Source organism: Herbidospora sakaeratensis (genome assembly GCF_001570525.1).
Classification (GTDB): domain Bacteria; phylum Actinomycetota; class Actinomycetes; order Streptosporangiales; family Streptosporangiaceae; genus Herbidospora; species Herbidospora sakaeratensis.
On sequence record NZ_BBXC01000010.1, the window covers coordinates 601,596 to 625,493 of the forward strand.

General features: G+C 70.3%; 21 protein-coding genes. 9 read left to right on the forward strand and 12 right to left on the reverse strand.

Annotation, left to right across the window (positions count from 1 at the left end; genetic code table 11):
* The first annotated feature begins 122 nt into the window (after positions 1 to 122).
* Positions 123 to 797 carry a DUF4190 domain-containing protein gene (locus AW271_RS39725; protein WP_157554217.1) on the forward strand — a complete coding sequence of 225 codons (675 nt, stop codon included), beginning with the start codon at positions 123 to 125 and terminating at the stop codon, positions 795 to 797.
* Here AW271_RS39725 and AW271_RS15870 read toward each other — a convergent pair.
* Positions 794 to 1,234 (reverse strand): sterol carrier family protein, encoded by a 441-nt coding sequence (locus AW271_RS15870; protein WP_062337451.1) that lies wholly within the window; start codon positions 1,232 to 1,234, stop codon positions 794 to 796. The two genes, AW271_RS39725 and AW271_RS15870, sit on opposite strands and share 4 nt — an antisense overlap.
* A gap of 145 nt (positions 1,235 to 1,379) precedes the next feature.
* Between AW271_RS15870 and AW271_RS15875 the strand changes: the two genes are divergently transcribed.
* A complete protein-coding gene (locus AW271_RS15875) occupies positions 1,380 to 3,479 on the forward strand; it encodes a PhoX family protein (protein ID WP_062337453.1) in 2,100 nt (699 codons plus the stop codon).
* Here the strand turns inward: AW271_RS15875 and AW271_RS15880 are convergent.
* Positions 3,476 to 4,882, reverse strand: coding sequence for an MFS transporter (locus AW271_RS15880; protein ID WP_062337455.1), 1,407 nt, complete (start codon positions 4,880 to 4,882; stop codon positions 3,476 to 3,478). The genes AW271_RS15875 and AW271_RS15880 overlap by 4 nt on opposite strands.
* Positions 4,883 to 4,963: 81 nt before the next feature.
* On the opposite strand from AW271_RS15880, the gene AW271_RS42860 reads away from it, so the two are divergent.
* Positions 4,964 to 5,647 (forward strand): TetR/AcrR family transcriptional regulator, encoded by a 684-nt coding sequence (locus AW271_RS42860; RefSeq protein WP_063817993.1) that lies wholly within the window; start codon positions 4,964 to 4,966, stop codon positions 5,645 to 5,647.
* Here the strand turns inward: AW271_RS42860 and AW271_RS15890 are convergent.
* The 7 genes from AW271_RS15890 to purS all read right to left on the reverse strand — a co-directional run bounded on the left by AW271_RS15890 (position 5,586) and on the right by purS (position 14,128).
* Positions 5,586 to 6,971 carry an MFS transporter gene (locus tag AW271_RS15890; RefSeq protein ID WP_062337458.1) on the reverse strand — a complete coding sequence of 462 codons (1,386 nt, stop codon included), beginning with the start codon at positions 6,969 to 6,971 and terminating at the stop codon, positions 5,586 to 5,588. The two genes, AW271_RS42860 and AW271_RS15890, sit on opposite strands and share 62 nt — an antisense overlap.
* On the reverse strand, positions 6,968 to 7,633 hold the full coding sequence (locus AW271_RS15895; RefSeq protein ID WP_062337460.1) for a Crp/Fnr family transcriptional regulator: 666 nt from the start codon (positions 7,631 to 7,633) through the stop codon (positions 6,968 to 6,970). Before AW271_RS15895 ends, AW271_RS15890 begins: the two co-directional genes overlap by 4 nt.
* 16 nt (positions 7,634 to 7,649) lie before the next feature.
* Positions 7,650 to 9,767 (reverse strand): adenylate/guanylate cyclase domain-containing protein, encoded by a 2,118-nt coding sequence (locus tag AW271_RS15900; RefSeq protein WP_245653067.1) that lies wholly within the window; start codon positions 9,765 to 9,767, stop codon positions 7,650 to 7,652.
* Between the two features lie 423 nt (positions 9,768 to 10,190).
* Entirely contained in the window at positions 10,191 to 12,461 is a 2,271-nt protein-coding gene (purL, locus tag AW271_RS15905) for a phosphoribosylformylglycinamidine synthase subunit PurL (protein ID WP_439648984.1), read from the reverse strand.
* Between the two features lie 20 nt (positions 12,462 to 12,481).
* The gene (gene purQ, locus AW271_RS15910; protein ID WP_062337465.1) at positions 12,482 to 13,156 is read right to left on the reverse strand and encodes a phosphoribosylformylglycinamidine synthase subunit PurQ; all 675 of its coding nucleotides are present in this window, start codon (positions 13,154 to 13,156) and stop codon (positions 12,482 to 12,484) included.
* A gap of 104 nt (positions 13,157 to 13,260) precedes the next feature.
* Positions 13,261 to 13,710 (reverse strand): ATP-binding protein, encoded by a 450-nt coding sequence (locus AW271_RS15915; RefSeq protein WP_030455088.1) that lies wholly within the window; start codon positions 13,708 to 13,710, stop codon positions 13,261 to 13,263.
* 172 nt (positions 13,711 to 13,882) lie between these two features.
* Positions 13,883 to 14,128: a phosphoribosylformylglycinamidine synthase subunit PurS gene (gene purS / locus AW271_RS15920; protein ID WP_062337467.1), complete on the reverse strand. Its 246-nt coding sequence runs from the start codon at positions 14,126 to 14,128 to the stop codon at positions 13,883 to 13,885.
* A 259-nt stretch (positions 14,129 to 14,387) separates the two neighbouring features.
* Here purS and pdhA point away from each other — a divergent pair, with 259 nt between their 5' ends.
* From pdhA to AW271_RS15945, 5 genes are all read left to right on the forward strand, one after another.
* Positions 14,388 to 15,470 (forward strand): pyruvate dehydrogenase (acetyl-transferring) E1 component subunit alpha, encoded by a 1,083-nt coding sequence (gene pdhA / locus AW271_RS15925; RefSeq protein WP_062337469.1) that lies wholly within the window; start codon positions 14,388 to 14,390, stop codon positions 15,468 to 15,470.
* Positions 15,467 to 16,441, forward strand: a complete 975-nt coding sequence (locus AW271_RS15930; protein ID WP_083975284.1) for an alpha-ketoacid dehydrogenase subunit beta — start codon at positions 15,467 to 15,469, stop codon at positions 16,439 to 16,441. Before pdhA ends, AW271_RS15930 begins: the two co-directional genes overlap by 4 nt.
* A gap of 11 nt (positions 16,442 to 16,452) precedes the next feature.
* Positions 16,453 to 17,766: a dihydrolipoamide acetyltransferase family protein gene (locus tag AW271_RS15935; RefSeq protein ID WP_062337473.1), complete on the forward strand. Its 1,314-nt coding sequence runs from the start codon at positions 16,453 to 16,455 to the stop codon at positions 17,764 to 17,766.
* 198 nt (positions 17,767 to 17,964) lie between these two features.
* Positions 17,965 to 18,687: a hypothetical protein gene (locus AW271_RS15940; protein ID WP_062337475.1), complete on the forward strand. Its 723-nt coding sequence runs from the start codon at positions 17,965 to 17,967 to the stop codon at positions 18,685 to 18,687.
* A gap of 10 nt (positions 18,688 to 18,697) precedes the next feature.
* On the forward strand, positions 18,698 to 18,994 hold the full coding sequence (locus tag AW271_RS15945; protein WP_062337477.1) for a Dabb family protein: 297 nt from the start codon (positions 18,698 to 18,700) through the stop codon (positions 18,992 to 18,994).
* Here the strand turns inward: AW271_RS15945 and AW271_RS15950 are convergent.
* Positions 18,991 to 20,808 (reverse strand): acyl-CoA dehydrogenase, encoded by a 1,818-nt coding sequence (locus AW271_RS15950; protein ID WP_062337479.1) that lies wholly within the window; start codon positions 20,806 to 20,808, stop codon positions 18,991 to 18,993. The genes AW271_RS15945 and AW271_RS15950 overlap by 4 nt on opposite strands.
* A gap of 110 nt (positions 20,809 to 20,918) precedes the next feature.
* Positions 20,919 to 21,365 (reverse strand): hypothetical protein, encoded by a 447-nt coding sequence (locus AW271_RS15955; RefSeq protein ID WP_062337480.1) that lies wholly within the window; start codon positions 21,363 to 21,365, stop codon positions 20,919 to 20,921.
* 77 nt (positions 21,366 to 21,442) lie between these two features.
* Here AW271_RS15955 and AW271_RS15960 point away from each other — a divergent pair, with 77 nt between their 5' ends.
* Complete coding sequence (locus AW271_RS15960) at positions 21,443 to 21,895, forward strand: GNAT family N-acetyltransferase (RefSeq protein ID WP_062337483.1); 453 nt, start codon at positions 21,443 to 21,445, stop codon at positions 21,893 to 21,895.
* On the opposite strand, the gene AW271_RS15965 is transcribed toward AW271_RS15960, so the two are convergent.
* A complete protein-coding gene (locus tag AW271_RS15965) occupies positions 21,879 to 23,894 on the reverse strand; it encodes a molybdopterin-containing oxidoreductase family protein (protein ID WP_062337485.1) in 2,016 nt (671 codons plus the stop codon). The genes AW271_RS15960 and AW271_RS15965 overlap by 17 nt on opposite strands.
* Positions 23,895 to 23,898: the final 4 nt, after the last annotated feature.

Consider the following 23,898-nt stretch of genomic DNA (forward strand, 5'->3'; position numbering starts at 1 on the left):
GAGTCTATTTCGGCCTCTTGGCTGCTCGGACCCCCGGGTGGCCTGAACACGGCGAAACGATCACCAGCGCTTTGCCGTGTCGGCCGCCGTACCCCCGGCCCCGCAGGGGAAGTGACAGGAACATGACCACTCCTGACGAGCCGAGGGACGACCAGCCCAAGCGGCGCATGCCCTGGGACGTTCCGCCCGAACAGGCCCCGGGCAGGCCGTCGCCGGACGCCGAGGACACTGCCGTCTTCAGCGCCCAACAGCACCCGGGCGGCTCTCTCGGGCCCGACCCGGGCCGGCCGGAGAACAGGCCGGAGCACCAGCCGGAGAATCGGCCTGAACCGCCGCCCTATGGGGGACAGCCGCCTTCGCAGGCGCCTTATGGGACACCGCCGGCGGGCTCCCCCTACCAGCCGACCTCCTACCCGCAGGCGCCCTACCCGTCGGCGCCCTACGCCGACAAGCCCCCCGCCAAGGGCGGGCTGGGCACGGCCGCGCTGGTGCTGGGCATCCTGGCGATCGTGCTGCTGCTGGTCTGCGGCCTCGGGCTGCTGGCGGCGGTGGCCGGCGTGATCGTCGGCGTCATCGCGATAGCGAAGCGGTCGAACAAGGGACGCGCCGTCGTCGGCCTGATCCTGAGCATCCTGACGCTGGTGATCGGGGCGATCATCATCGGCGTGGTGGTCAACTGGGCCAACAAGAACAACCTCGCGGAGTGCTTCGACACCCGGCTGCACCCGACGCAGGAGTCGTCGCAGCAGTGCGTCCAGCGGAAGATCAACGCGCCGGTCTCGGAGGGCGGCTACTAGAAGATCGGAAGGTAGGGCGACAGGTCGGCCCGGCCGCCGCTCGCCCTGACCCGCCCGTCGGCCACCGCCGCCGGCCAGCCCTCCCGGCCGGTGGCGAGCGCGATCCAGGTGCGGGGGTCGGTCTCGACCACGTTGGGCGGGGTGCCCCGGGTGTGCCGGGGGCCCTCGACGCACTGCACGGCCGCGAACGGCGGCACCCGCACCTCGACGGTCCGGCCGGGCGCCCTGGCCACGAGCTCCTCCAGCAGGTACCGCACGGCCGCGCCCAGCGCCTCCCGCTGAGGGGCCGTCTCCCGGCCGTACGCCGCCAGCACCGCCGAGACCACGGCGGGACCCGCGGCATTGTCGGGGCCGTCGAACGGCGGCAGGCCCAGATCTGCCAACTGGGCATCGAGAGCTGCGCGAACGCGCGCGGGATCCTGGCGGCGGGGCGGCATGTGCCTATTGTGACCCCTGGGGATCGTTCACCGACCAGGCGAATGATGTTCACCGTCACTTCGGCCGCCAACAATACGGTCCGGGCGGGGACCTGCGCCGTCTGGGCCGTTCCCTCGATCCCGCGCGACCCTTTTTGGAGGAGCTGTGACGAACCCGTCACCGCGTCGATCCCTGCCGCTGCTGACCCCGGCCCACCCGGGCGGCCGCAGCGCCATGACGTGCAAATACCGCTGTGGCGACGCCTGTTTCCACGAGGTCCCCAACACGAGTGAGAACGCCTACTTCGGCGACATCGTCAGCGAGATGTCCCGCCGCGGCGCGCTGCGCGCCGGTGCGCTGGGCGCGCTGGTCCTGTCGGCCGGGGCCGTCGGCGCCGCCGCCGCGACGCCCGCCGCCGCCGACGACAAGTTCACCCTCGACTGGTGGAACAAGGGCGGCAACTGGAACAGCGGCGGCTCCCACCCCTACAAGGGCGGCCTGACCTTCACCCCGGTTGCTCCGAACACCAACGACCAGGTCACGGTGCCGAACGGCTACCAGGCCGCCGTCGTGGTCCGCTGGGGCGACCCGGTCGTCCCGGGCGCGCCGGCTTTCGACTTCGAGGCCCAGACGCCCGAGGCGCAGGCCAAGCAGTTCGGCTACAACTGCGACTTCGTGACGCTGTTCCAGCTGGGCCGCGACCGCGGCCTGCTGTGGGTGAACCACGAGTACACCAACGAAGAGCTGATGTTCCGGGGCTACACCAACGGCGACAACGCCACCGCCGAGCAGATCAACATCGCGATGAACGCCCACGGCGGCTCGGTCGTCGAGATCAAGCGGAGCGGCAACTCCGGGCGCTGGGAGCTCGTCACCTCCGGCTCGCGCCGTTACAACCGGCGCATCACCGCCCACACCCCGATGAAGTTCACCGGCCCGGCCGCCGGTTCCAGCTACCTGAAGACCGCCGCCGACCCGAGCGGCCGCGTCGTCAAGGGCATGCTGAACAACTGCGCCGGCGGCACCACCCCGTGGGGCACCGTGCTGACCGCCGAGGAGAACTTCAACCAGTACTTCGTGAACGCCGCCAAGGCGCCCGCGGAAGCGCAGGCCGGCCTGACCCGGTACGCCTTCCCCGCCGCCCTCGGCGGTCGTCGCTGGGACCGCGTCGACGAGCGTTTCGACCTGGGCAAGCACCCCAACGAGGCCAACCGCTTCGGCTGGATCGTCGAGATCGACCCGACCGACCCGACCGGCACCCCGATCAAGCGCACCGCCCTCGGCCGCATGGCCCACGAGGCGGCCACCACGACGATCAGCCGCGACGGCCGTCTGGTCGCGTACATGGGCGACGACTCGCGGTTCGAGTACATCTACAAGTTCGTCTCGCGTGACCGCTACATCCCGGGCAACGACCGGCACAACCGCACGCTGCTCGACAACGGCACCCTGTACGTCGCCAAGTTCACCGGCGACAGCCCGGCCGCCGAGATCGACGGCACCGGCAAGCTGCCCTCCGACAAGGCGTTCGACGGCGTCGGCAAGTGGATCCCGCTGGTCAGCGGCACCAAGTCCTACGTCGACGGCATGACCTACGAGCAGGTCCTGGTCTTCACCCGCCTGGCCGCCGACAAGGTCGGCGCGACCAAGATGGACCGTCCCGAGGACATGGAGCGCAACCCGGTCACCGGCACCGTGTTCGTCGCCCTGACCAACAACACCGCGCGCACCCTGCCCAGCCAGGTCGTCGACGAGGCCAACCCGCGCTTCAACAACCGGCACGGCCACATCCTCGAGATCGCCGAGAACCGCGACGACGCCGGCGCGACCACCTTCGCGTGGAACCTGCCGCTGGTCTGCGGCGACCCCACCGACCCGGGCACCTACTTCGGCGGCTTCGACAAGACCAAGGTCTCGCCGATCTCCTGCCCCGACAACGTGGCCTTCGACAACGACGGCAACCTGTGGATCTCCACCGACGGCAACGCCCTGGGGACCCACGACGGCCTGTTCGCCGTGCCGGTCCGCGGCAAGGACAAGGGCCACGTGCGTCAGTTCCTCACCATGCCCAAGGGCGCCGAGTGCTGCGGTCCGATGGTGTCGGAGGACCAGAAGTCGGTCTTCGTCGCCGTGCAGCACCCGGGTGAGGGCACCGGCGCCTCGCCGGCCGCCCCGATCTCCCACTTCCCCGACGGCGGGACCTCGCAGCCCCGTCCGTCGGTCGTGGTGGCCTGGCACAAGCAGGGCAGGAAGATCGGCAGCTAGACCAGCGCGGGGTCTCGTTCGTCCTCGGTGACCGTCGTCTCGGCGGTCCGGTCCTTGCGGAGGGCGTAGAGGGCGACCGGGACCCCGATCAGCACGATCGCCGCGGCGATGAGCAGCGTGAACTGGTAGGCGTCCAGGAACGCGGCCATCGTCGGGGCGGTCTGCCGGGCGTTCAGGATCGCGCCCAGGATGGTGATCCCGAGCAGCCCGAAGACCTCGCGGGAGACGTTGAGCGTCCCAGAGGCGATCCCGGCCCGGCCGGCGGGCACCGCGCCGATGATCACGTCGGTGAGCGGCACGAGCATGCCGCCGCCCGCGCCGAAGAGCAGGAACCAGGGCAGCAGGTCGAGGTAGCCCGAGCCGGCGCCGGTGCTCGACAGGCCCGCCATCGCGACGACCATCAGGGCCAGGCCGGCGGCGACCGAGGGGCCGGTGCCGATGCGCCGGGCCAGCTGCGGTGAGAAGACCGCGACGGCCGCCATGAGCAGCGCCATCGGCACGAAGCCGGCCCCGGCCTCGGTCGGGCTGAAGCCGAGCGCGCTCTGCAGGTAGATCGCGGTGAAGAAGTAGATCCCGAACACGCCGAACGCCCACAGGCCCATCGACAGCAGGCCGCCGCTGAACACGCGTGAGCGGAACAGGCGCAGGTCGATCATGGGCTGGCGGCTGCGCGACTCGATCACCAGGAACGCCGCGAACGCGACGGCGGCCAGCGCGAACGAGCCCAGGATCAGCCCGGAGGTCCAGCCCTCGCCCTCGCCCTCGATGAGCGCGAAGGTCAGCGCGAACAGCGCGAGCGAGGAGCTGAGCACGCCCGGCACGTCGATGCGGACCCCTCGGGCGCGCACGCTGGCGGGCAGCGCGACCGCGGCGATCACGGCCACGGCGACGCCGATGGGCAGGTTGATCAGGAAGATCCAGCCCCAGCTGATGTTCTCGCTGAGCACGCCGCCGGTCAGCGGCCCGACGGCCAGCGCCAGCGCGGAGACCGCGCCCCAGATGCCCACGGCCGTGGCGCGTTCGCGCGCGTCGACGAAGGTGGCCCTGATCAGCGCCAGCGACGTGGGCGTCACCAGGGCCGCGCCGATTCCCTGCACGACCCGCGCGGCGATCAGCGTCTCCTGCGACCCGGCCAGCCCGGCGGCGACCGAGGAGGCGGTGAACACGGCCAGCCCGATGAAGAACATGACCCGCAGGCCGAAGACGTCGGCCAGCCGTCCACCGGCGAGCAGGAGCCCGGCGAAGGCCAGGATGTAGCCGCTCACGATCCATTCGAGCCCGGCGAGCGTCAGCCCCAGGTCCTGCTCGATCGTCGGCAGGGCGACGTTGACCACGTTGTTGTCGAGGTAAGTCATGAAGGTCGCCAGCGACACGGCCGCGAGCACCCACCATCTTGATCGCATTTCCCAGGCCCCCTATACGGAGTACTTGTACGGCGTACATGTACAGTGCATAGCTCAGCTTGTACGTCGTATAGTTGTCAAGTGGCACCCGAGAAGCTGAGCCGTGAATCAGTCGTCGAACGGGCCATCGACCTGATCGACGCCGAGGGGCTCGAGACCGTCACCGTGCGGCGGCTCGCCCAGGAGCTCGGCGTCACGCCGATGGCCCTCTACTGGCATTTCAAGAACAAGGACGAACTGCTCGCGGGCGTGGCCGACCATCTGCTGGCGCAGATCCTCGCCGACGTCACCGACGAGCCCGAGTGGCACGTGCAGGTCAGGGGGGTGGTCGAGCGCCTGGTCGTGCTGCTCGACCGGCACCCGGCGCTGGCCACCCTGCTCCACACCGTCGACAAGCACCGCGTCGACAGCTTCAACGTCGCCACCAACATGGCCCTCGAACTGCTCCGGCGGGGCGGCTTCACCGTCCAGGAGGGCTTCCTGGTCTCGTCCTACCTGCTGGCGGGCGTGATCGGCCTGGTCGGCGGCGCGCCGGTGTGCCCGACGCCGCTCAGCCCCGCCGAGGCGCGCGAATGGCGGCGGCGCAAGCGCCTGGAACTGGAGAACCTGTCGGCCGAGCGGTTCCCGCTGCTGATGGAGTTCGCCAAGACCTGGGAAGACGAGACCGACGTGGCCGCCTACTACGCCTACGGCGTCGACCTGCTCATGGCCGGGGTCGAGACGATGGCCGCGCGAGCGCGGCGCACAACGCTCCGGCCAGACTGACGCAGAACAGCGCCGTGTACGTCAGCCGGAAGCCCCCCATCAGCTGCTCCACCGCCGAGGGCGACAACCGCGCCAGCGTCGCCTGGTAGACCTGCGCCCGGATCTCCGGCGTCACCGCCCCGGTCAGCAGGGTCAGCGTGGTCGCCACGCTGAGCGAGGTGCCGACGTTCTGGATCGTCAGCCGGAACCCGTTGACCACCCCGAGGCTGCCCGCCGGCAGCACGTTCATGATCTGCGTGGTGTTGCCCGTGAGGAAGGTCCCGTTCCCGCATCCGGCCAGGAACAGCCCGGCCGCGATCACCGGATAGGACGCCTCGGTCGACAGCGCCAGCACCGCCAGCCCGGCCGCCGCGAGCACCGCCCCGCCCACCGACACCGCGTAGGCCCCCAGCCGCCGCGCCAGCGCCCCGGCCAGGGGCGAGGCGAGCGCCATGCCGGCCGGCACCGGCAGGATCGCCAGCCCGGCCTGGAGCGCGTCGACCCCGCGCGCCGCCTGGAAGTAGAGCCCCGCCAGCAGGATCAGCGACGAGCGGGCCAGCGCGGCGCAGAACGCGGCCAGGTTGGAGAACACCAGCAACGGCGCCCCGAACAGGGCGCCGTTCAGGATCGGGTCGGGCGCCCGGCGTTCCACCACGAACAACACCGGCGCCAGCGCCGCCGCGACCGCGAGGCCGGCCAGCGAGCCCTCGGTCACCGCGTAGAGCGCGGCCGACAGCAGCGCGAAGATCACCAGGTTCCCGGCGGCGTCGATCGGCGCCCGCCGGCGCGGGGACCCCGGCCGCAGGATGAGCAGCCCGGCGACCAGCGCCAGCAGCCCGGCCGGCACGTTCACCCAGAAGATCCACCGCCAGCCCAGCGTGTCGGCGATCAGCCCGCCCACCGTCGGCCCGGCCAGCTGCGCGATCGAGAGCGTGCCGATGTAGACGCCCATGCCCTGGCCGAGCCGGTCGGGCGGGAAGGCGTCGGTGATGATGACCGTGCCGTTGGCCAGGATCATCGAGGCCCCGATCGCCTGCAGCGCCCGCATCGCGATCAGCACGCCCACGTCGGGGGCCAGCCCCGCCAGCGCCGAGGCGGCGGTGAAGATGGCGAACCCGGTCAGGTAGACCCCGCGCCGCCCCAGCAGGTCGGCCACCCGGCCGAAGAACACCAGCGTCGCGGTGTTTACCAGCATGAACGACAGCAGGATCCAGTTCGACGCGAACGGCGAGGCGTGGAAGTGCCGGACGACGACGGGTAACGCGACGTTCAGCGTGCTGCCCGACATGCCGATGAGGATCAGCCCGAGGCTGGTGACCAGGCAGACCCGCCAGGCGTATCTCACCGCGCTCTCTTGCGCAGCCCGTCCAGGTCGTAGATGATCACGCGGCGGCGGCCGGTCTCGATCAGGCCCCGGTCGCGCAGGCTCCTGAGAGCCTTGCTGACGGCCTCGCGCGACGCGCCGGTCCAGCCTGCCAGTTCGTCCTGGGAGAGCGGCAGCATGACTCTCACGCCCCCAGGGGTCTGCTCGCCGTAGCGTTCGGCCAGCTCGACCAGGCGGGTGGCGACCCGGCCGGTGGTGTCGAACGCGCCGTATTCGACCCGCTTGCGGTCGGCGTCGCGCAGCCGGCCGGTGATGAGCTGGAGCAGCAGGACGGCGATGCGGCCGTGCTCGCGCAGGAACGCCGCGAAGTCGCGGACCACGATGGCCTCGATGGGCTCCAGCGCGGTGACGGTGCCCGAGCGCGGGCCCCCGTCGACGGCCGACATGTCGCCCAGCAGGGCGCCGGGCCCGCGTACCGCGAGGACGACCTCGGTGCCGCCCGCCGTGTGGGACGACACCTTCACCCGCCCCGAGGTCAGCACGATCACCCAGTCGTTGGTGTCGCCCTCGGTCATGACGGTCTCGCCGCGCTCCCACTGCCGGGGCCGCCCGGCGGCCCGGAGGTCGGCGATCTCCTCGGCGGTGAGGAGGGCCAGGAACTCTCCTGGCTCCGGTGATTTCATGTCGTCCAGTTTTGGGTCAATCATGGTCGTTCGTAAAATCGATCTCCACGCCCCGCAGGACGTAGGCGTGCACGGTGTTGTCCTTGCCCTTGAGCGACAGGTCGCCCAGCGAGACGACGTCGGCCCGGCCGAGCAGGTCGTAGGTCGACTGGCCGATCACCACCGACCCGGGCTCGGCCAGCGCCTGGAGCCGGGCCGCGACGTTGACCGCGTCGCCCATCGCGTTGAAGCCGCGGAACTCGGGGCTGCCGATGTTGCCGACCAGCGCCTGCCCGGTGTTGACGCCGACCCGGAACTTGGGCCACTCGACCTCCGACAACAACCCGGCCTCCTGCTCGCGCAGCACCTCGGCCGACACCCGGGCCGCCGCCCGCTGCATCTCCAGGCCCGCCTGCGCGGCCCGCCGCGCGTGGTCGGCCTGCGGCGCGGGGGCGTTGAACAGGGCCAGCAGGGCGTCGCCGACGAACTGCACGATCGTGCCCCCGTTGCCGAGGATGCACGGCACCGCCGCGGTGTGGAAGCGGTTCAGCATGTCGACGATCTCGCCCGGCGCGACCTTCTCGGAGAACGTGGTGAATCCGCGCAGGTCGGCGAAGAGGGCGGTGACCTCGGTCAGCGAACCGCCGAGCGCGGCCTTGTTCGGGTCGGCCAGCAGGCTCTTGGCGACGTCGGGGGACATGTACGCGCGGAAGAGGGTCTCCAGCTCGGCGTACAGCCGGGCGTTCTCCAGGCTGATGGAGAGCTGGGTGGCCAGGGTGGCGGCCAGGGCGGCGTCCTGGGAGGTCTGGCCGACCGGGACGGCCAGCGCGCCCGCCAGGTGGCCCTTCACGGTCAGCGGGTGGACCACCGAACCGGACATCTCGATCGGCGACCCGCTCGTCAGCGTGGCCATCTCCCGGGTGGTCAGCGTGGGCGCGCCGCGCGGGCCGAGCGGGGTCAGCGCGCCGTCGTTCATGACGCTCACCCGCACGTCCCCGTACGCCTCCCGCACCCGCCGCAGCGACTCCGACAGCAGCTCCGACTCCGGCAGCCCGACCCGGGCCCGGCCGCCGACCTCGACGAGCGCGCCCAGCCGCTCGGACAACTCCCGCTCGTTCGCCAGCGCCGCGCCGGCCCGGTCGAGCACCGCCGCCTGGCCCTCGGTCAGCTTGAACCGCCCGGCCAGCCGCGTCGCGACCGGCACCCCCGACTCGGTCCGGCGGCGCAGGTGGGAGACGAGCTCCTCCAGGGCCTCTTCGTACTGGGCCTGGATGCGCCGGGCGGTCGCCGACAGGGTGACCGCGTCGAACAGGCCGCTGCTCGACCCCTCACGCCGGAACTGGATGTAGGCCGAGTAGGCCACGAAGAAGAACGCCAGCGTCAGCAGCACGTGCCAGAGCCACCACGACAGGGCCCAGTTCCGGTGCTCGATCCCGGCGATCATCACTTCAGCCAGCAGCGCGTAGGCGGTGATCAGGGAGATCAGCACGGCGGCCGGCCGCTTGCGGTGCAGGCGGAACATCATGACGGCGGCGGCGACGTACAGGAAGACCCCGATCAGCCCCCAGAAACCGAGGCCGATGCCGCCGGGCGGGAGCTTGTCGGTCAGCGGCGTCAGGCCCGGCACCAGCGACGCGACGCCCCAGGCGACCAGCAGCACGCCCACCGCGATGCGCAGCGGAAGCTGGAGCTTGAGCACCGTCTCGCCCTGCCGGTCGTTCAGCGGCAGGCCCGAGAGGAAGGCGAACACCGAGGCGATCATCAGGCCGACCGGGTGGGCCAGGTCGAATCCGACCGTCGCGCCCGGGAGGATGACGGCCGGGGTGCTCAGCGCGTGGAGGGTGAAGAACCCCGCGCTGCTCAGGAAGACCAGCGACACCAGGAGCAGCCGGGCGTCCCTGCGCCGCGCCGACGCCTGGCTGATCAGCACGCCGAGCACCAGGTTGATCCCGGCGACGACCAGGACCAGCCAGAAGTGGCTCGGGTTGTGCTGCCAGACGTGGTCGAGGTCGACCGTGTGCGGGTCCTCGTCCACCGGGTGGGCCAGCAGCAACCACAGGCCCAGCATCGGCACGATCATGTGAATGAACCAGACGACCCCTCGCACCGGCTGCGTCGCCGGCGGCAGGAAGGGGTCTTGGTCGTTCGAGGCCACGGAGATCCTCCGGAGGTCAGCCTTGGGCTTGAAGTGCGGGTTCCTCCCGAACGGTGCTGATTATTCCTGTGCCTGGGAGCGCGGCCAACGCGAAGAGGCCATACCAGGGATTAATACGCGTTCACCGATGCGAAGACGTGATGTTCCGCTGACATCCAACGGCACACCTGGCTCGTCTATCTCTCTGTCACCTGATGTAACAGGCGTTGGGGTCGTGGGGGCCTCGATGCTCGTACACATGACAGAGCCCCTCCGGATCGGCGCCGGAGGGGCTCTTTTTCAGTTGTACGACGTGCTCAAGACAGAGCCGCGCGCTGGATTCCGGCGCCGGAGGGGCTCTTTTTCAGTTGTACGACGTGCTCAAGACAGAGCCGCGCGCTGGATTCCGGCGCCGGAGGGGCTCTTTTTCCGGGTACGAAAAGGTCAGCCGAACACGCCCGGAAGCGTGGCCTCGTGGGACATGCGCAGTTCGGCGACCGTGGCCTCCAGCACGCCCTCGACGACCAGGCTGTCGCCGCCGGTCTCGCCCAGGCCGTAGCAGGGCACGTCGAGGCGGGCGCACAGGTCGGTCAGCGTCTCGAAGTTCTCCGGCTTGAGGCAGACCAGCGCCCGCGCCGCCGACTCGGAGAACAGGTCGACGAACGCGTCGCCGCCGGGCAGGGAGACGGTCGCGCCGACCCCCTGGGCCAGGCAGGCTTCGGCGAGCGCGATGCCCAGACCGCCGTCGGACAGGTCGTGGGACCCTTCGAGCAGGCCCTGCTTGGACGCCTCGGTGAGCACGGCCGCCAGGTCGCGCTCGGCCTCCAGGTTCACCCGGGGCGGCAGCCCGCCCAGGTGGTCGTGGGCGACGTGGGCCCACTCAGACCCGCCGAACTCGTCGTAGGTCGCGCCCAGCAGCACCACCCGCAGCCCGGCGGCGGGGAAGCCCGACCGCACGCGCTTGGCGACGTCGTCGATCACGCCCAGCACGCCCACCACGGGCGTCGGGTTGATCGCGGCCGAACCGGTCTGGTTGTAGAACGACACGTTGCCGCCGGTCACCGGCACGCCCAGGGTCTTGCACGCGTCGGCCAGGCCGCGCACGGCCTCGGCGAACTGCCACATGACCTCGGGGTCTTCGGGTGAGCCGAAGTTGAGGCAGTTGGTCACCGCGAGCGGGGTCGCCCCGGTCACGGCCACGTTCCGGTAGGCCTCCGACAGCGCCAGCTGCGCGCCCGCGTAGGGGTCGAGCTTGGCGTAACGCCCGTTGCCGTCGGTCGCCAGGGCGATGCCCCGGGTGGTCTCCTCGGCGCCCGGCATGACCTCGCTGACCCGCAGCAGGCCGGCGTCGGCCGGCTGGGCGAGCACGGTGTTGCCGCGCACGTAGCGGTCGTACTGCGAGGTCACCCACTCGCGCGACGAGAGGTTCGCCGACGCGATCAGCTGGAGCAGGGTGGTCCGCAGGTCGGACGGCCGTTCCAGCGAGTCGGGGGTGTCGAGGTTGAGGTCGTGCTGGCCCAGCGGCTCGTGGAAGGGCCGCTCGTAGACGGGGCCGTCGTCGGCGGCGGTGCCCGGCGGGATGTCGACGATCACTTCGCCGTCCCACGTCATGACCAGGCGGCCGGTGTCGGTCACCTCGCCGATGACGGTCGCCGGCACGTCCCACTTCTCGCAGATCGCCAGGAACGCGGCGATGTCGCCGGGCGTGACCACGGCCATCATGCGTTCCTGCGACTCGCTCATCAGGATCTCCTCGGGCCGCAGCGTGGGGTCGCGCAGCGGGACGAGGTTGAGGTCGACGTTCATGCCGCCGGTGCCCTTGGCCGCGAGCTCGGTGGTCGCGCAGGACACCCCGGCCGCGCCGAGGTCCTGGATGCCGACGACCACGTCGGCCTGGTAGAGCTCCAGGCAGCACTCGATCAGCAGCTTCTCCATGAACGGGTCGCCGACCTGGACGGCCGGCCGCTTGGCCTGCGACTCGTCCTCGAAGGTCGCCGAGGCGAGCACCGAGGCGCCGCCGATGCCGTCGGCGCCGGTCCGGGCGCCGAACAGGATGACCTTGTTGCCCGGCCCGGGGGCGGTGGCCAGCTTGATCTGGTCTTTCCGCAGCAGGCCCACGCACAGCGCGTTGACCAGCGGGTTGCCGATGTAGCAGGGGTCGAAGACGACCTCGCCGCCGATGTTGGGCAGGCCCAGGCAGTTGCCGTAGTGGGAGATGCCCTCGACCACGCCCGGCAGCACCCGGCGGGTGTCGCCCTGGTCGAGGCCGCCGAACCGCAGCGAGTCCATCACCGCGACCGGCCGGGCGCCCATCGACATGATGTCGCGGACGATGCCGCCGACCCCGGTGGCCGCGCCCTGGTGGGGCTCCACGTAGGAGGGGTGGTTGTGCGACTCGATCTTGAAGGTGGCCGCCCAGCCGTCGCCGATGTCGACGACGCCCGCGTTCTCACCCATGCCGACCAGCAGCGCCTCGGACTTGGGGGCCTTGGTGCCGAACTGGCGCAGGTGCACCTTGGACGACTTGTAGGAGCAGTGCTCGCTCCACATGACCGAGTAGATGGCCAGCTCAGAGCCGGTCGGGCGGCGGCCGAGGATGGTCACCACGCGGTCGTACTCGTCCTGCTTCATGCCGAGCTCGGCGAACGGCATGCGCTCGTCGGGGGTCTGCGCGGCCCGCTTGACGGTGTCGACCGACATCGCAGAAGTCGGCATGCGATGTTCCTGAGAAGCGCTCACGCGTTCACCAGCTTCCGGACGATCGAGGAGAAGAAGCCGCGCCCGTCGACGCCGGGGGCGCCGGTCAGCTCCTCGACGGCGTGCTCGGGGTGGGGCATCAGGCCCACGACGTTGCCGGCCTCGTTGGTGATGCCGGCGATGTCGTTGAGCGAGCCGTTGGGGTTGGAGCCGGCGTAGCGGAACACGACCCGGCCCGAGGCTTCGAGCTCGGCCAGCGTCTCGGCGTCGGCGACGTAGCGGCCCTCGCCGTGCTTGACCGGGAGGGTGATCTCCTGGCCTTCGGCGAAGTCGGTCGTCCAGGCGGTCGAGGCGTTGTCGACCCTGATTCGCTGGTCGCGGCAGACGTAGTGGAGGCCCGCGTTGCGGACCAGGGCGCCGGGCAGCAGGTGGGCCTCGCAGAGGATCTGGAAGCCGTTGCAGGTGCCCAGCACCGGCAGTCCCGCCTTCGCGGCGGGCACGAGTTCGGTCATCAGGGGCGCGAACCGGGAGATGGCCCCGCACCGGAGGTAGTCGCCGTAGGAGAACCCGCCGGGGAGGAAGACCGCGTCCACCCCCTTGAGGTCGTGGTCGGCGTGCCACAGGGGCACGGCCTCGGCACCGGCCAGCCGCAGCGCCCGCGCCGCGTCCTGGTCGTCGAGTGTTCCGGGAAAGGTGACGACGCCCACCCGCATGGTCCGAGATCCTCCAATGCGCACGCGAAGCCTCCGGCTCTTGTCCGGCGGTCTCTGGCGGTACGCCTCAGGTTATCGGACCACGTGGGATGGGTTAACGCGGGTCAGACAGCAGCCAGTTCGCGGTCTTTGGCCATGGATAGGGCGATGGCGTCGTGATCCCAGTCGAGTTCCTTGCAGAGGCGCACGGTGGTGCCGCTGCCAGGAGTGATGTCGAAGGAGATCTCATCGACGACGGCCTGCATGATGAGGATGCCGCGTCCGTTCTCGACCTCGCCTGAGGGGTAGCGCTGCGGGATCGCGGTGAGCCCGCGACCGCCGTCTACCACACGGAGCTCGCAGCGGCCGTCGTCTATAGCCGCTTCGACCTGGTAGCGGGCCGAAGGCCCGCCGTGCCGCACCGCGTTGGCGCACGCCTCGGAGGTGGCGAGGAGGATGTCGGACACACAGTCCTCCGTCACGCCGAGTGAACGAAGGGCGTCTCCGATCACGCGACGGACCATCGGGATGCCGACCGCATCCCTTGGCAAAGCGAGCGAGAACTCGATGTCCACGGGGTTCCCTCCCCGGTCGTCGTAGGTACCTAAGCAGAGCTTCCCTGTGTGATGAGGGCTAACCGCAAAATGACGCTCTTGTTATTTAGGTTGTCCAGGAGACCGGTTTACGGATGACAGATGAGGCCTTTATGGCGCTTTGCGTAGTTCGGGCCGACGGGAATGTGCTGTTTTACCCCTCGACGCGGACGACGAAGTCTTCGATCACCGTGTTGGCCAGCAGAGTTTCGGCCATCTTCCTGACCTCGGCGATCGCCGCGTCGTCGGCCGGGCCGTCGACTTCGACCTCGAAACGCTTGCCCTGACGGACGTCGGCGACGCCCGAGAACCCCAGCCGGGGGAGCGCGCGGGCGATGGCCTGACCCTGTGGGTCGAGGATCTCCGGCTTGAGCATGACATCGACGATCACGCGCGCCACTTGGGGTGCCTCCTGTTTGGGGACGGAGCTCGGGGATGGAGTGAGCGCGACAAGCTTATCCACAGGCTGTGGATGGTGTGGCGGCAGGTCGGAGGGGAACCGGAAAGGTGTGGAGCAGGGTGTGGAGGCCGACAGTGATGTCTGCCACTATGTCCGCATGCGCGGACGTTCCACCACCAATCGGGACGAAAGCGTCTAGACCTGGCCAAAGCGTGATGGAGACCCCATTCATGTACGGCCCCGAACGCAGGAGTGGCACATGACTGCCCCTACGGCACCCCCGGAACTCGTCCAGCTCCTCACACCCGAAGGTGAGCGGGTCGAGCATCCCGACTATGACATCGACCTGACGGCCGAGGAGATCCGGTCGCTCTACCGCGACCTCGTCCTCGTGCGCCGGGTCGACCTGGAAGCGGTCGCCCTCCAGCGGCAGGGCGAACTCGGGTTGTGGGCCTCGCTGCTCGGGCAGGAGGCGGCCCAGGTCGGATCGGGCCGCGCGCTCACCGACGCCGACATGGCCTTCCCCACCTACCGCGAACACGGCGTCGCCTGGTGCCGCGGGGTCGACCCGCTCCACCTGCTCGGCCTGTTCCGCGGCGTCAACCACGGCGGGTGGGACCCCTACGAGCACAACTTCCACCTCTACACGATCGTCATCGGCTCGCAGACCCTCCACTCGGTCGGCTACGCCATGGGCATCCAGCGCGACGGCGCCGAGGCCGCCACCATCGTCTACTTCGGCGACGGCGCCACCTCCCAGGGTGACGTGAACGAGGCGTTCATCTGGGCATCGGTCTTCAACGCGCCGGTCGTGTTCTTCTGCCAGAACAACCAGTGGGCCATCTCCGAGCCGCTGGAGAAGCAGTCGAAGATCCCCCTCTACAAGCGGGCCAGCGGTTTCGGCTTCCCCGGCATCCGGGTCGACGGCAACGACGTCTTCGCCTGCCTCGCGGTCACCCGGGCGGCGCTGCGCAACGCGCGCGAGGGCAACGGCCCGACCCTGGTTGAGGCGTTCACCTACCGCATGGGCGCCCACACCACCTCCGACGACCCCACGCGCTACCGGGTCGCCGACGAGCTGGAGGCGTGGAAGCTCAAAGACCCGATCGAGCGCGTGAAGGCCTACCTGTTCAAGAACCAGCTGGCCGACCAGGAGTTCTTCGACAAGATCGACGCCGAGGCCGACCAGCTCGGCAAGGACCTGCGGGCCCGCTGCCTCGCCCTCCCCGACCCCCAGCCCGGCGCGATGTTCGACCACGTCTACGCCGAGCCCCACGCCCTCCTCGCCGAGGAGCGCGAGCAGTTCACGACCTACCTGGCCGGCTTCGAGGGGGCCCAGTGACCACTCTGACCTTGGCGAAGGCCCTCAACGAGGGGCTTCGCGCGGCGATGGACGCCGACTCGAAGGTGCTCGTCATGGGCGAGGACGTCGGCAAGCTCGGCGGCGTGTTCCGGGTCACCGACGGCCTGCAGAAGGACTTCGGTGAAGACCGGGTCATCGACACCCCGCTCGCCGAGTCGGGCATCATCGGCACCGCGATCGGCCTGGCGCTGCGCGGCTACCGCCCGGTTTGCGAGATCCAGTTCGACGGCTTCGTCTTCCCGGCCGCCGACCAGATCATCACCCAGCTCGCCAAGATGCCGCTGCGCTCCCTGGGCAAGATCAAACTCCCCGTGGTCGTACGCATCCCCTTCGGCGGCGGCATCGGCGCGGTCGAGCACCACAGCGAGTCCCCCGAGGCCTACTTCACCCACACGGCCGGCCTGCGCGTGGTGGCCTGCTCCAACCCCGTCGACGCCTACACCATGATCCAAGACGCGGTGCGCTGCGACGACCCCGTGGTGTTCTTCGAGCCCAAGCGCCGCTACTGGGACAAGGCCGACGTCGAGTTCGGCGCCCCCGGCCTGCCGCTCGACCGGGCCCGCGTGGTCCGCGAGGGCGACGACGTCACCCTGGTCGCCTACGGCCCCATGGTGAAGACCTGCCTGGAGGCCGCCGCGGCGGCCGAAGAAGACGGGCGATCGATCGGCGTCGTCGACCTGCGCTCCCTCAACCCGCTCGACATGCCCGTCGTACGCGAGGCCGTCGAGCGCACCGGCCGGTGCGTGGTCGTCCACGAGGCGCCGATCTTCAGCGGCCTCGGCGGCGAGATCGCGGCGCGGGTGACCGAGCAGTGCTTCTACCGGCTCGAGGCGCCGGTCCTGCGGGTGGGCGGGTTCTCCACGCCCTATCCGCCGTCGCGGCTGGAAGACCACTACCTGCCCGACCTCGACCGCATCCTCGAAGCCGTCGACCGCGTCTTCGGCTACTAGGAGCGCACCAGATGAAACGTGATTTCAAGCTGCCCGACGTGGGCGAGGGCCTGGTCGAGGCCGAGATCGTCCGGTGGCACGTCGCCGTCGGCGACACCGTGAAGGTCCACCAGACCCTGGTCGAGATCGAGACCGCCAAGGCGGTCGTGGAACTCCCCTCCCCCTACGAGGGCGAGGTGGTCGCCCTCCTGGTCGCCGAGGGTGAGACGGTCGACGTCGGCCGGGTCATCATCACCGTCGACGACGCCACCGAGGAGGCGCTGACCGAGAGCCTGGTCCCCGAGGAACCCCAGAAGCGCGAACCGGTGCTGGTCGGCTACGGCGTCAAGCAGGGCCCCAGCAAGCGCCGGGCCCGCAAGGGACACACAGCCGGATCCGGGCACGTCTCCTCGGCGGCCCCGGCCGCGACCGCTCCGGCGCCGGTGAGCCCGCCGGTTCCGCCTCCCGTGAGCCCGTCCCCGGGCGGGTCCGCCCCCCGGGTGGCCGTGCTCGCCAAGCCGCCGGTCCGGAAGCTGGCCAAGGACCTGGGCGTCGACCTCACCGACGTCTCGCCCAGCGGGCCCAACGGGTCGATCACCCGTGACGACGTGCTGGCCGCGCAGGTCGCGCCCGTCGTCCCGCTGGTCGTGGAGGAGCAGGGGACCATCCCGGTGCGCGGGGTCCGCAAGGCCACCGCCGCCGCGATGGTGGCCAGCGCCTTCACCGCGCCCCACGTGACCGAGTTCCTCCAGATCGACGTCACCGAGACGATGAACGCCGTGCGCCGGCTGCGCGAGGAGCCCGACTTCGCCGGGGTCAAGGTCTCGCCGCTGCTCATGGTGGCCAAGGCGCTGGTGACCGCGATGAAGCGGCATCCGCAGGCCAACTCCACCTGGACCGACGAGGCGATCATCCTCAAGAAGTCGGTCAACCTGGGCATCGCGGCGGCCACCGAGCGCGGCCTGATCGTGCCGAACGTCAAGGACGCCCAGGCGCTCTCCCTCCCCGATCTCGCCAGGGCGCTGAGCGACCTGACCGAGCGGGCCAGGGCCGGCAAGTGCACCCCGGCCGAGATGTCCGGCGGCACCGTCACGATCACCAACATCGGCGTCTTCGGCATCGACGCGGGCACTCCGATCCTCAACCCGGGCGAGTCGGCGATCCTGGCGTTCGGCCGGATCAGAGACCTGCCGTGGGTGGTCGACGGACAGATCGCGGTCCGCAAGGTCACCACGCTCGCGTTGTCGTTCGACCACCGGGTGATCGACGGCGAACTGGGCTCCTACGTGCTCAGAGACGTCGGCGCCATGCTGGAGGACCCGCTGCGGATGCTGACCTGGGCGTAACCACAAGAGTCCTGCAAGTCGGCACCAGTGATCCTCAAGTGACGGCTTCTACCGTCGGAGGCGGGTTCCCGTCGGGGGTGTGGCCGCACATCCCCGGTGCCCCGGGAGCCCGCTGATCGTCGCGCGGCGAGGCGGCGCCGGGCCCCCTCGGAAAGGGCCTCGCCGCGCGGCACGGTTCGCCGAGAGGAGCAGAAGTCAGTGATCACGGGATCGGACGCCGACTGCCTCGTCCGGGTCGACGCGGTCCACCTGCCGATCGCCGAAGCCGTCACGATGGTCCGCCAGTTCTCCCATCGCGACCGCGCGGTGCACGACGAGATCGTCGACTACTGCCTGATCAGGGCCGAGATGCTCGCCGACGTCGAGCCGCTCACCGAAGACGACCTGCGGGCCGCCGCCGACGAGTTCCGCGACGGCGTGCCGCTGCGCGACCGGGCCGAGACCCTGGCGTGGGTGGCCGAGATGGGCATGTCGGGGGGCCAGTTCGAGGGCTTCATCACGCTGATCGCCCGTCGCCGCCGGTTCCGCCGCCGCAAGGAGGAGGAGCTGGCGCCCGCCTACCTGGCCCATCACCTCGACGATTTCGACCAGGTCAGGGCCATGTGGGTGACCAGCTCCCAGCCCGTCAACGGGGAGATCCTGCGCGGCCTGGGCGGGCTGCTCGGTTGCCCGGAGGCCGCCGTCGTGGTCGGCACCCGCCGGGCCCGCGCGCTGCCCGCCCCGCTGCGGCACGCCCCGCGCGACACCCTGATCGGACCGGTGCCCTTCGAGAACGGCTACCTGACCGGCCTGGTGCTGGAGCGCCGCCCGGCCGCCAACGACGCCGACACCCTGGCCCTGGCCGGGCGGCTGGCGTTCACCGAGTGGCTGGCGGCCCGCCGGGAGCAGGCCTCCGTCGAATGGCACTGGACGACGTCCTAGGCTGACGGCCATGTTCCGTCACATTGTGCTGCTGCGCTGGGTCGACGAGGCCACCGACGATCAGAAGGCCGCCGTCGTCGCCGGGCTGGAGACACTTCCGGCCAACATTCCAGAGATCAAGAACTACGTCATCGGCACCGATGCCAAGATCAACGAGGGCAACTCCGATCTTGGCATCGTCGCCGACTTCGACTCGCCCGACGACTACGTCGTCTACCGCGACCACCCGGTCCACCTGAAGGTGGTCGCCGACTTCATCAAGCCGATCCTGGCGGGCCGGGCGGCGGTGCAGTTCCCGCTGGGTTAAAAAGCGCTCTCCGGCAGGTCCATCAGCTCCTGCGTGGTCGCCGTGAGCATGCGCCGCTCCGACTCGATGCGGGGCAGCACGTTGGCGGCGAAGAAGGTCGCCGCGGCGACCTTGCCGGCGTAGAAGTCGTCGTCGGCGCCCTCCAGGGCCTTGAGGGCGATCTCGGCCTGCCGGAGCAGCAGCCACCCGATGAGCAGGTCGCCGAGGGCCATCAGGAACCGGGTGGTGTTGAGGCCGACCTTGTAGACCTCCTTCGGCGACTCCAGTGACGAGATCGCCCAGCCGGCCATGGTGTCGGCCATCGCCTTGACCTCGCCGGCGGCGTCGCCCAGCAGGCCGCGCTCGACCTTGAGGCGGCCGTTCCCGGCGCCGGAGTCGGCGAAGGCCGTGATCTGGCCGAGGATCTCGCCCAGCGCGGCGCCCTGGTTCCGCAGGATCTTGCGGAAGAACAGGTCCAGGCCCTGGATCGCCGTGGTGCCCTCGTAGAGGGAGTCGATCTTGGCGTCGCGGATGTACTGCTCGATCGGGTAGTCCTGCAGGAAGCCCGACCCGCCCAGGGTTTGCAGCGACCGGGCCAGCAGCTCGTAGGAGCGCTCGGACCCGACGCCCTTGACCACCGGGAGCAGCAGGTCGTTGACCGCCTCGGCCATCTCGTCGCGGCGGCCCTCGGACGTGGCGACCTGGATGGAGTCCTGGAAGGTGGCCGTGTAGAGCACCAGCGCCCGCATGCCCTCGGCGTACGCCTTCTGGAGCATCAGCTCGCGGCGGACGTCGGGGTGGGCGGTGATCGGGACGCGGGGGGCCGTCTTGTCGGCCATCTTGGTCAGGTCGGCGCCCTGGAGGCGGTTCTTGGCGTAGTCGAGGGCGTTGAGGTAGCCCGTCGAGAGCGTGGCGATGGCCTTGGTGCCGACCATCATGCGGGCGTTCTCGATCACCGTGAACATCTGCCGGATGCCCTCGTGGACCTCGCCGACCAGGTAGCCGATCGCCGGGTGCTTGTCGCCGAAGGTGAGCTCGCAGGTCGTGGAGACCTTCAGGCCCATCTTCTTCTCGACGTTGGTGACGTAGACGCCGTTGCGCTCCTTGAGCTCGCCGGTGTCGAGGTCGACCAGGAACTTGGGCACCAGGAACAGCGACAGGCCCTTGGTGCCGGGGCCGTGGCCCTCGGGGCGGGCCAGCACGAGGTGGAAGATGTTCTCCGCCATGTCGTGCTCGGCGCTGGTGATGAAACGCTTGACGCCCTCGATGTGCCAGGTGCCGTCGTCCTGCCGGGTCGCCTTGGTGCGGCCGGCGCCGACGTCGGAGCCCGCGTCGGGCTCGGTGAGCACCATGGTGGAGCCCCAGCGGCGCTCGACGGCCAGCTCGGCGAACCGCTTCTGCTCCTCGGTGCCCAGGTTGTGGAGCACGTGGGCGAACTGCGGCCCGCAGGCGAACATCCACACGGCCGGGTTGGCGCCCAGCACCAGCTCGGCGACGGCCCAGCTCAGCGAACGCGGGCCGGGGGTGCCGCCCAGCTCCGGCTGGAGCTCCAGCCGCCACCATTCGGCGTCGACCCAGGCGTTGTACGACTCCACGAAGCTCTTCGGCATCGTCACGTTCCCCGTGGCGGGGTCGAACACCGGCGGGTTGCGGTCGGCGTCGGTGAACGAGGCGGCGATCGGCCCCTCGGCCAGCCGGACTACCTCGTCGAGGATCGCGTGGGCGGTCTCCTCGTCGATCTCCGCGAACGGCCCGGTGCCGAAGAGTTCACCCCGGTTGAAGACCTCGAAGAGGTTGAACTCCAGATCGCGGATGTTGCTCTTGTAGTGGCCCATCACCGCTCCTCCGATACGAGTGCTACTGACGAGTAACTCTACCGGAATGCTACCCGTCAGTAACCCCCCAAAGCGGTTATTTCGTACTCTGAGACGGTCAGCCTCACCTGCTAGTTCTTCGCCGCCCGTCCCCGCATGGCGGTCGCGACGATGGCGGTCAGCAGGTAGATCCACGCGCCGCCCCAGACCGCGTCCCACGCCGCGCCGAAGACCCCGTCGCCGTCGAGCACCAGCTCGATCGGGTACATCAGGATCGCCGCGCCGGCCGCCGGGTAGAGCGCGAAGCGCCACGGGTGGCGCAGCGACCAGTTCCGGGCCTGCCGGGTGACCCGGTCGCCCGAGTCGGGCTTGGAGATCGCCCCGATGGCCGCGATCAGGGTGAAGAGGGTGACCCCCGCGCCCAGCGCCCAGGCCAGGTCGGCCGTTCCGGTGATGAGTCCGAGGAGGAGGCTGGCCGTCGCGACCGCTCCGCCGGTGACGGCCGCGGCCTTCCAGGGCGCGCCACGCAGGGCCGCGCCGGCGAGCGACATCTCGTCGCGTCGAGTCAGTTCGTTCATGTATTCAGAGTGCCGAATCGGGCGCTTTGCCCGCATCGGGGAAGCCCCTGACCGCCCCCTGAGGCATCCTGGAGCCCATGTCCGCCACCTTCCGCCCGGCCACCCGCGACGACGTGCCCCGCATCGTCGAGCTGCTGGCCGACGACGCGATCTCCCGGGCCCGGGGCCACGTCACCCCCGTCGGCCCCGGTCACTGGGCCGCCTACGACGCCATCGAGGCCGACCCGCGCAACGAGATCGTGGTCGCCGAGGTCGACGGCGAGGTGGTGGGGACGATGCAGCTCACGTACATCCCCGGGTTGTCGCGCGACGGGGCAGAGCGGGCCCAGGTCGAGGCGGTCCGGGTCGCCTCCGGTCACCGGGGGCGGGGGCTCGGGCGGGCCTTCATGACCTGGGCGGTGGCCAGGGCGCATGACCGGGGGTGCCGGATCGTGCAGCTGACCACCGACAAACGACGGCCCGACGCCCACCGGTTCTACGCCTCGCTCGGGTTCACCCCGAGCCACGAGGGGTTCAAGCTACTGGGCTGATCTCGACCAGGTTGTCGTGGTAGACGGGCCCCTCGCCCAGGTCGGCGTCGCGCTCCTCGACCACGGCGTTGGCGTTCGCGCCCCCGCTGAGCTTGGGCCAGTGGCCCTTCGGCGAGGCGGCCACCCCGGGGCGCACCTTGTCGGAGACCTCGACGTACGCCTCGAACGCGCCGAACCGGTTGGAGATCCGGGCCCGCGACCCCGAGACCAGGCCCCGGGGTTCGGCGTCCCGCGGGTTGACCACCACGGTCGGGCCCTTCGAGCGTCTGAGCAGCTCCGGGTTGTTGGCGAAGATCGTGTTCAGGAACGTGTGGGAGGCCGGGGTGATCAGGGTCAGCATCCCGTCCTTCTTCCGGGTGCGGGCGCTCAGGGACGGCACGTAGGTGGCGACCCTCGGCAGGCCCGCCTTCTCGGCCAGGTCGGAGACGAACTCCAGCCGGCCGCTCGGGGTGGGGAAGCCGCCGGTGAACGCGACGAAGGGCTCGGCCACGTCGAGCCGGGCCCAGCCGCGCTTGCGCAGCTCGTCGAGCTGGATCGTGGGGGTGCCCTCCAGGAGTTCGGCCGCGATCTCCAGGTCGGTGGCGTATAGGGCCGGTTCGGTCAGGCCCATGCGATGGGCCAGGCGGCGGAAGGTCTCGGTGGTCGACAGGGCCTCGCCCGCCGGCGGGACGGCAGGCTCGTTCCACATCAGGTACATGTGGCCGTAGCCCTCGTGCAGGTCGAGGTGCTCGATCTGCATCGTCGCCGGGAGCACGACGTCGGCGTAGTCGACGGTGTCGGTGGGGAACTGCTCCATGACCACGGTGAACAGGTCGTCGCGCAGGAGCTTCTCGCGGATCCGGTTCTGGTCGGAAGTGGAGCCCATCGGGTTGGCGCCGTACACCCACAGGCACTTGACCGACTCGTCGAGGCCGTCGGCGAGGCGGGTCATCGTGAGGCTGCGCACCGGGTGGGGGAGCAGCTCGGGGCGGTGGTCGACCTTCAGCGGGACGTGGGCCGAGGTCGAGAAGGCCAGCCCGCCGCCCGGGTGGCGCCAGTCGCCGGTCACACCGGGGATGCAGGCGATCAGCCGCATCGCCGAACCGCCGCCCTCGTGGCGCTGGAGGCCCATCGTGGCGCGGATGCCGGTCGGGCGGGTGTGCGCGAGGCGGCGGCCGAGGGCCCGGATGTCCTCTTCGGGCAGGCCGGTGATCTCGGCGACCCGCGACGGCGGGTACTGGAGGATCTCGGCCCGGAACTCGTCCCAGCCGAGCGTGTGGTTCTCCAGGTAGTCGGTGTCTTCCGCGCCTTCTTCGAGGACGACGTACAGGAGACCCAGCGCCAGCGCCCCGTCGGTGCCCGGCGCGATCGGGAGGTGCTCGTCGGCCTGCTCGGCGGTCCGGGTCCTGATCGGGTCGATCGCGACGACGTGCGCGCCGTTCGCGCGGGCGTCCTGGATGAACTTCCACAGGTGGTGGCCCGACGTCAGGGTGTTGGTGCCCCAGAGCAGGATCAGCTTGGAGAGCGCGAACGTCTCCGGGTCCATGCCCGCCGGGGTGCCCAGGGTCAGCCGCAGGCCCTCGTTCCCGGCCCGCGAGCAGATGTTCATGTTGTGGAAGGAGGCCCCGAGGGCGTTCCAGAACCGCCGCCCGGCCTGGCCCGACTCGCCCTGGACGAATCCGAGGGTGCCGGTGCCCTGGTAGGGCCAGATCGCCTCGCCGCCGTGGACGTCGACGATCTCCCGCAGCTTCGTGGCGAGGATGTCGAGCGCCTCGTCCCAGGTGATGCGCTCGAACTCCCCGGAGCCCTTCGGCCCCACCCGCTTCATCGGATGCAGGATCCGGTCGGGCGAGGCCGCGTGCTCCAGGTAGCGGTTCACCTTCACGCAGAGCGCGCCCCGCGTGTAGGGCTGCTCCTTGTTGCCCCGCAACGAGGTGGCTTTTCCGTCCTGTACGGTCACCACCCACGAACACGTATCCGGACAATCAAGGGGACATGCCCCCAGAACCCGCAATTCCATCCCG

Excerpts from the sequence above, each read along its gene's own strand:
- AW271_RS39725 (WP_157554217.1), top strand. The coding sequence starts at position 123 with ATGACCACTCCTGACGAGCCGAGGGACGACCAGCCCAAGCGGCGCATG.
- AW271_RS15870 (WP_062337451.1), bottom strand. The coding sequence starts at position 1,234 with ATGCCGCCCCGCCGCCAGGATCCCGCGCGCGTTCGCGCAGCTCTCGAT.
- AW271_RS15880 (WP_062337455.1), bottom strand. The coding sequence starts at position 4,882 with ATGCGATCAAGATGGTGGGTGCTCGCGGCCGTGTCGCTGGCGACCTTC.
- AW271_RS15895 (WP_062337460.1), bottom strand. The coding sequence starts at position 7,633 with ATGAAATCACCGGAGCCAGGAGAGTTCCTGGCCCTCCTCACCGCCGAG.
- purL (WP_439648984.1), bottom strand. The coding sequence starts at position 12,461 with ATGCCGACTTCTGCGATGTCGGTCGACACCGTCAAGCGGGCCGCGCAG.
- purQ (WP_062337465.1), bottom strand. The coding sequence starts at position 13,156 with ATGCGGGTGGGCGTCGTCACCTTTCCCGGAACACTCGACGACCAGGAC.
- pdhA (WP_062337469.1), top strand. The coding sequence starts at position 14,388 with ATGACTGCCCCTACGGCACCCCCGGAACTCGTCCAGCTCCTCACACCC.
- AW271_RS15935 (WP_062337473.1), top strand. The coding sequence starts at position 16,453 with ATGAAACGTGATTTCAAGCTGCCCGACGTGGGCGAGGGCCTGGTCGAG.
- AW271_RS15945 (WP_062337477.1), top strand. The coding sequence starts at position 18,698 with ATGTTCCGTCACATTGTGCTGCTGCGCTGGGTCGACGAGGCCACCGAC.
- AW271_RS15950 (WP_062337479.1), bottom strand. The coding sequence starts at position 20,808 with ATGGGCCACTACAAGAGCAACATCCGCGATCTGGAGTTCAACCTCTTC.
- AW271_RS15955 (WP_062337480.1), bottom strand. The coding sequence starts at position 21,365 with ATGAACGAACTGACTCGACGCGACGAGATGTCGCTCGCCGGCGCGGCC.
- AW271_RS15960 (WP_062337483.1), top strand. The coding sequence starts at position 21,443 with ATGTCCGCCACCTTCCGCCCGGCCACCCGCGACGACGTGCCCCGCATC.
- AW271_RS15965 (WP_062337485.1), bottom strand. The coding sequence starts at position 23,894 with ATGGAATTGCGGGTTCTGGGGGCATGTCCCCTTGATTGTCCGGATACG.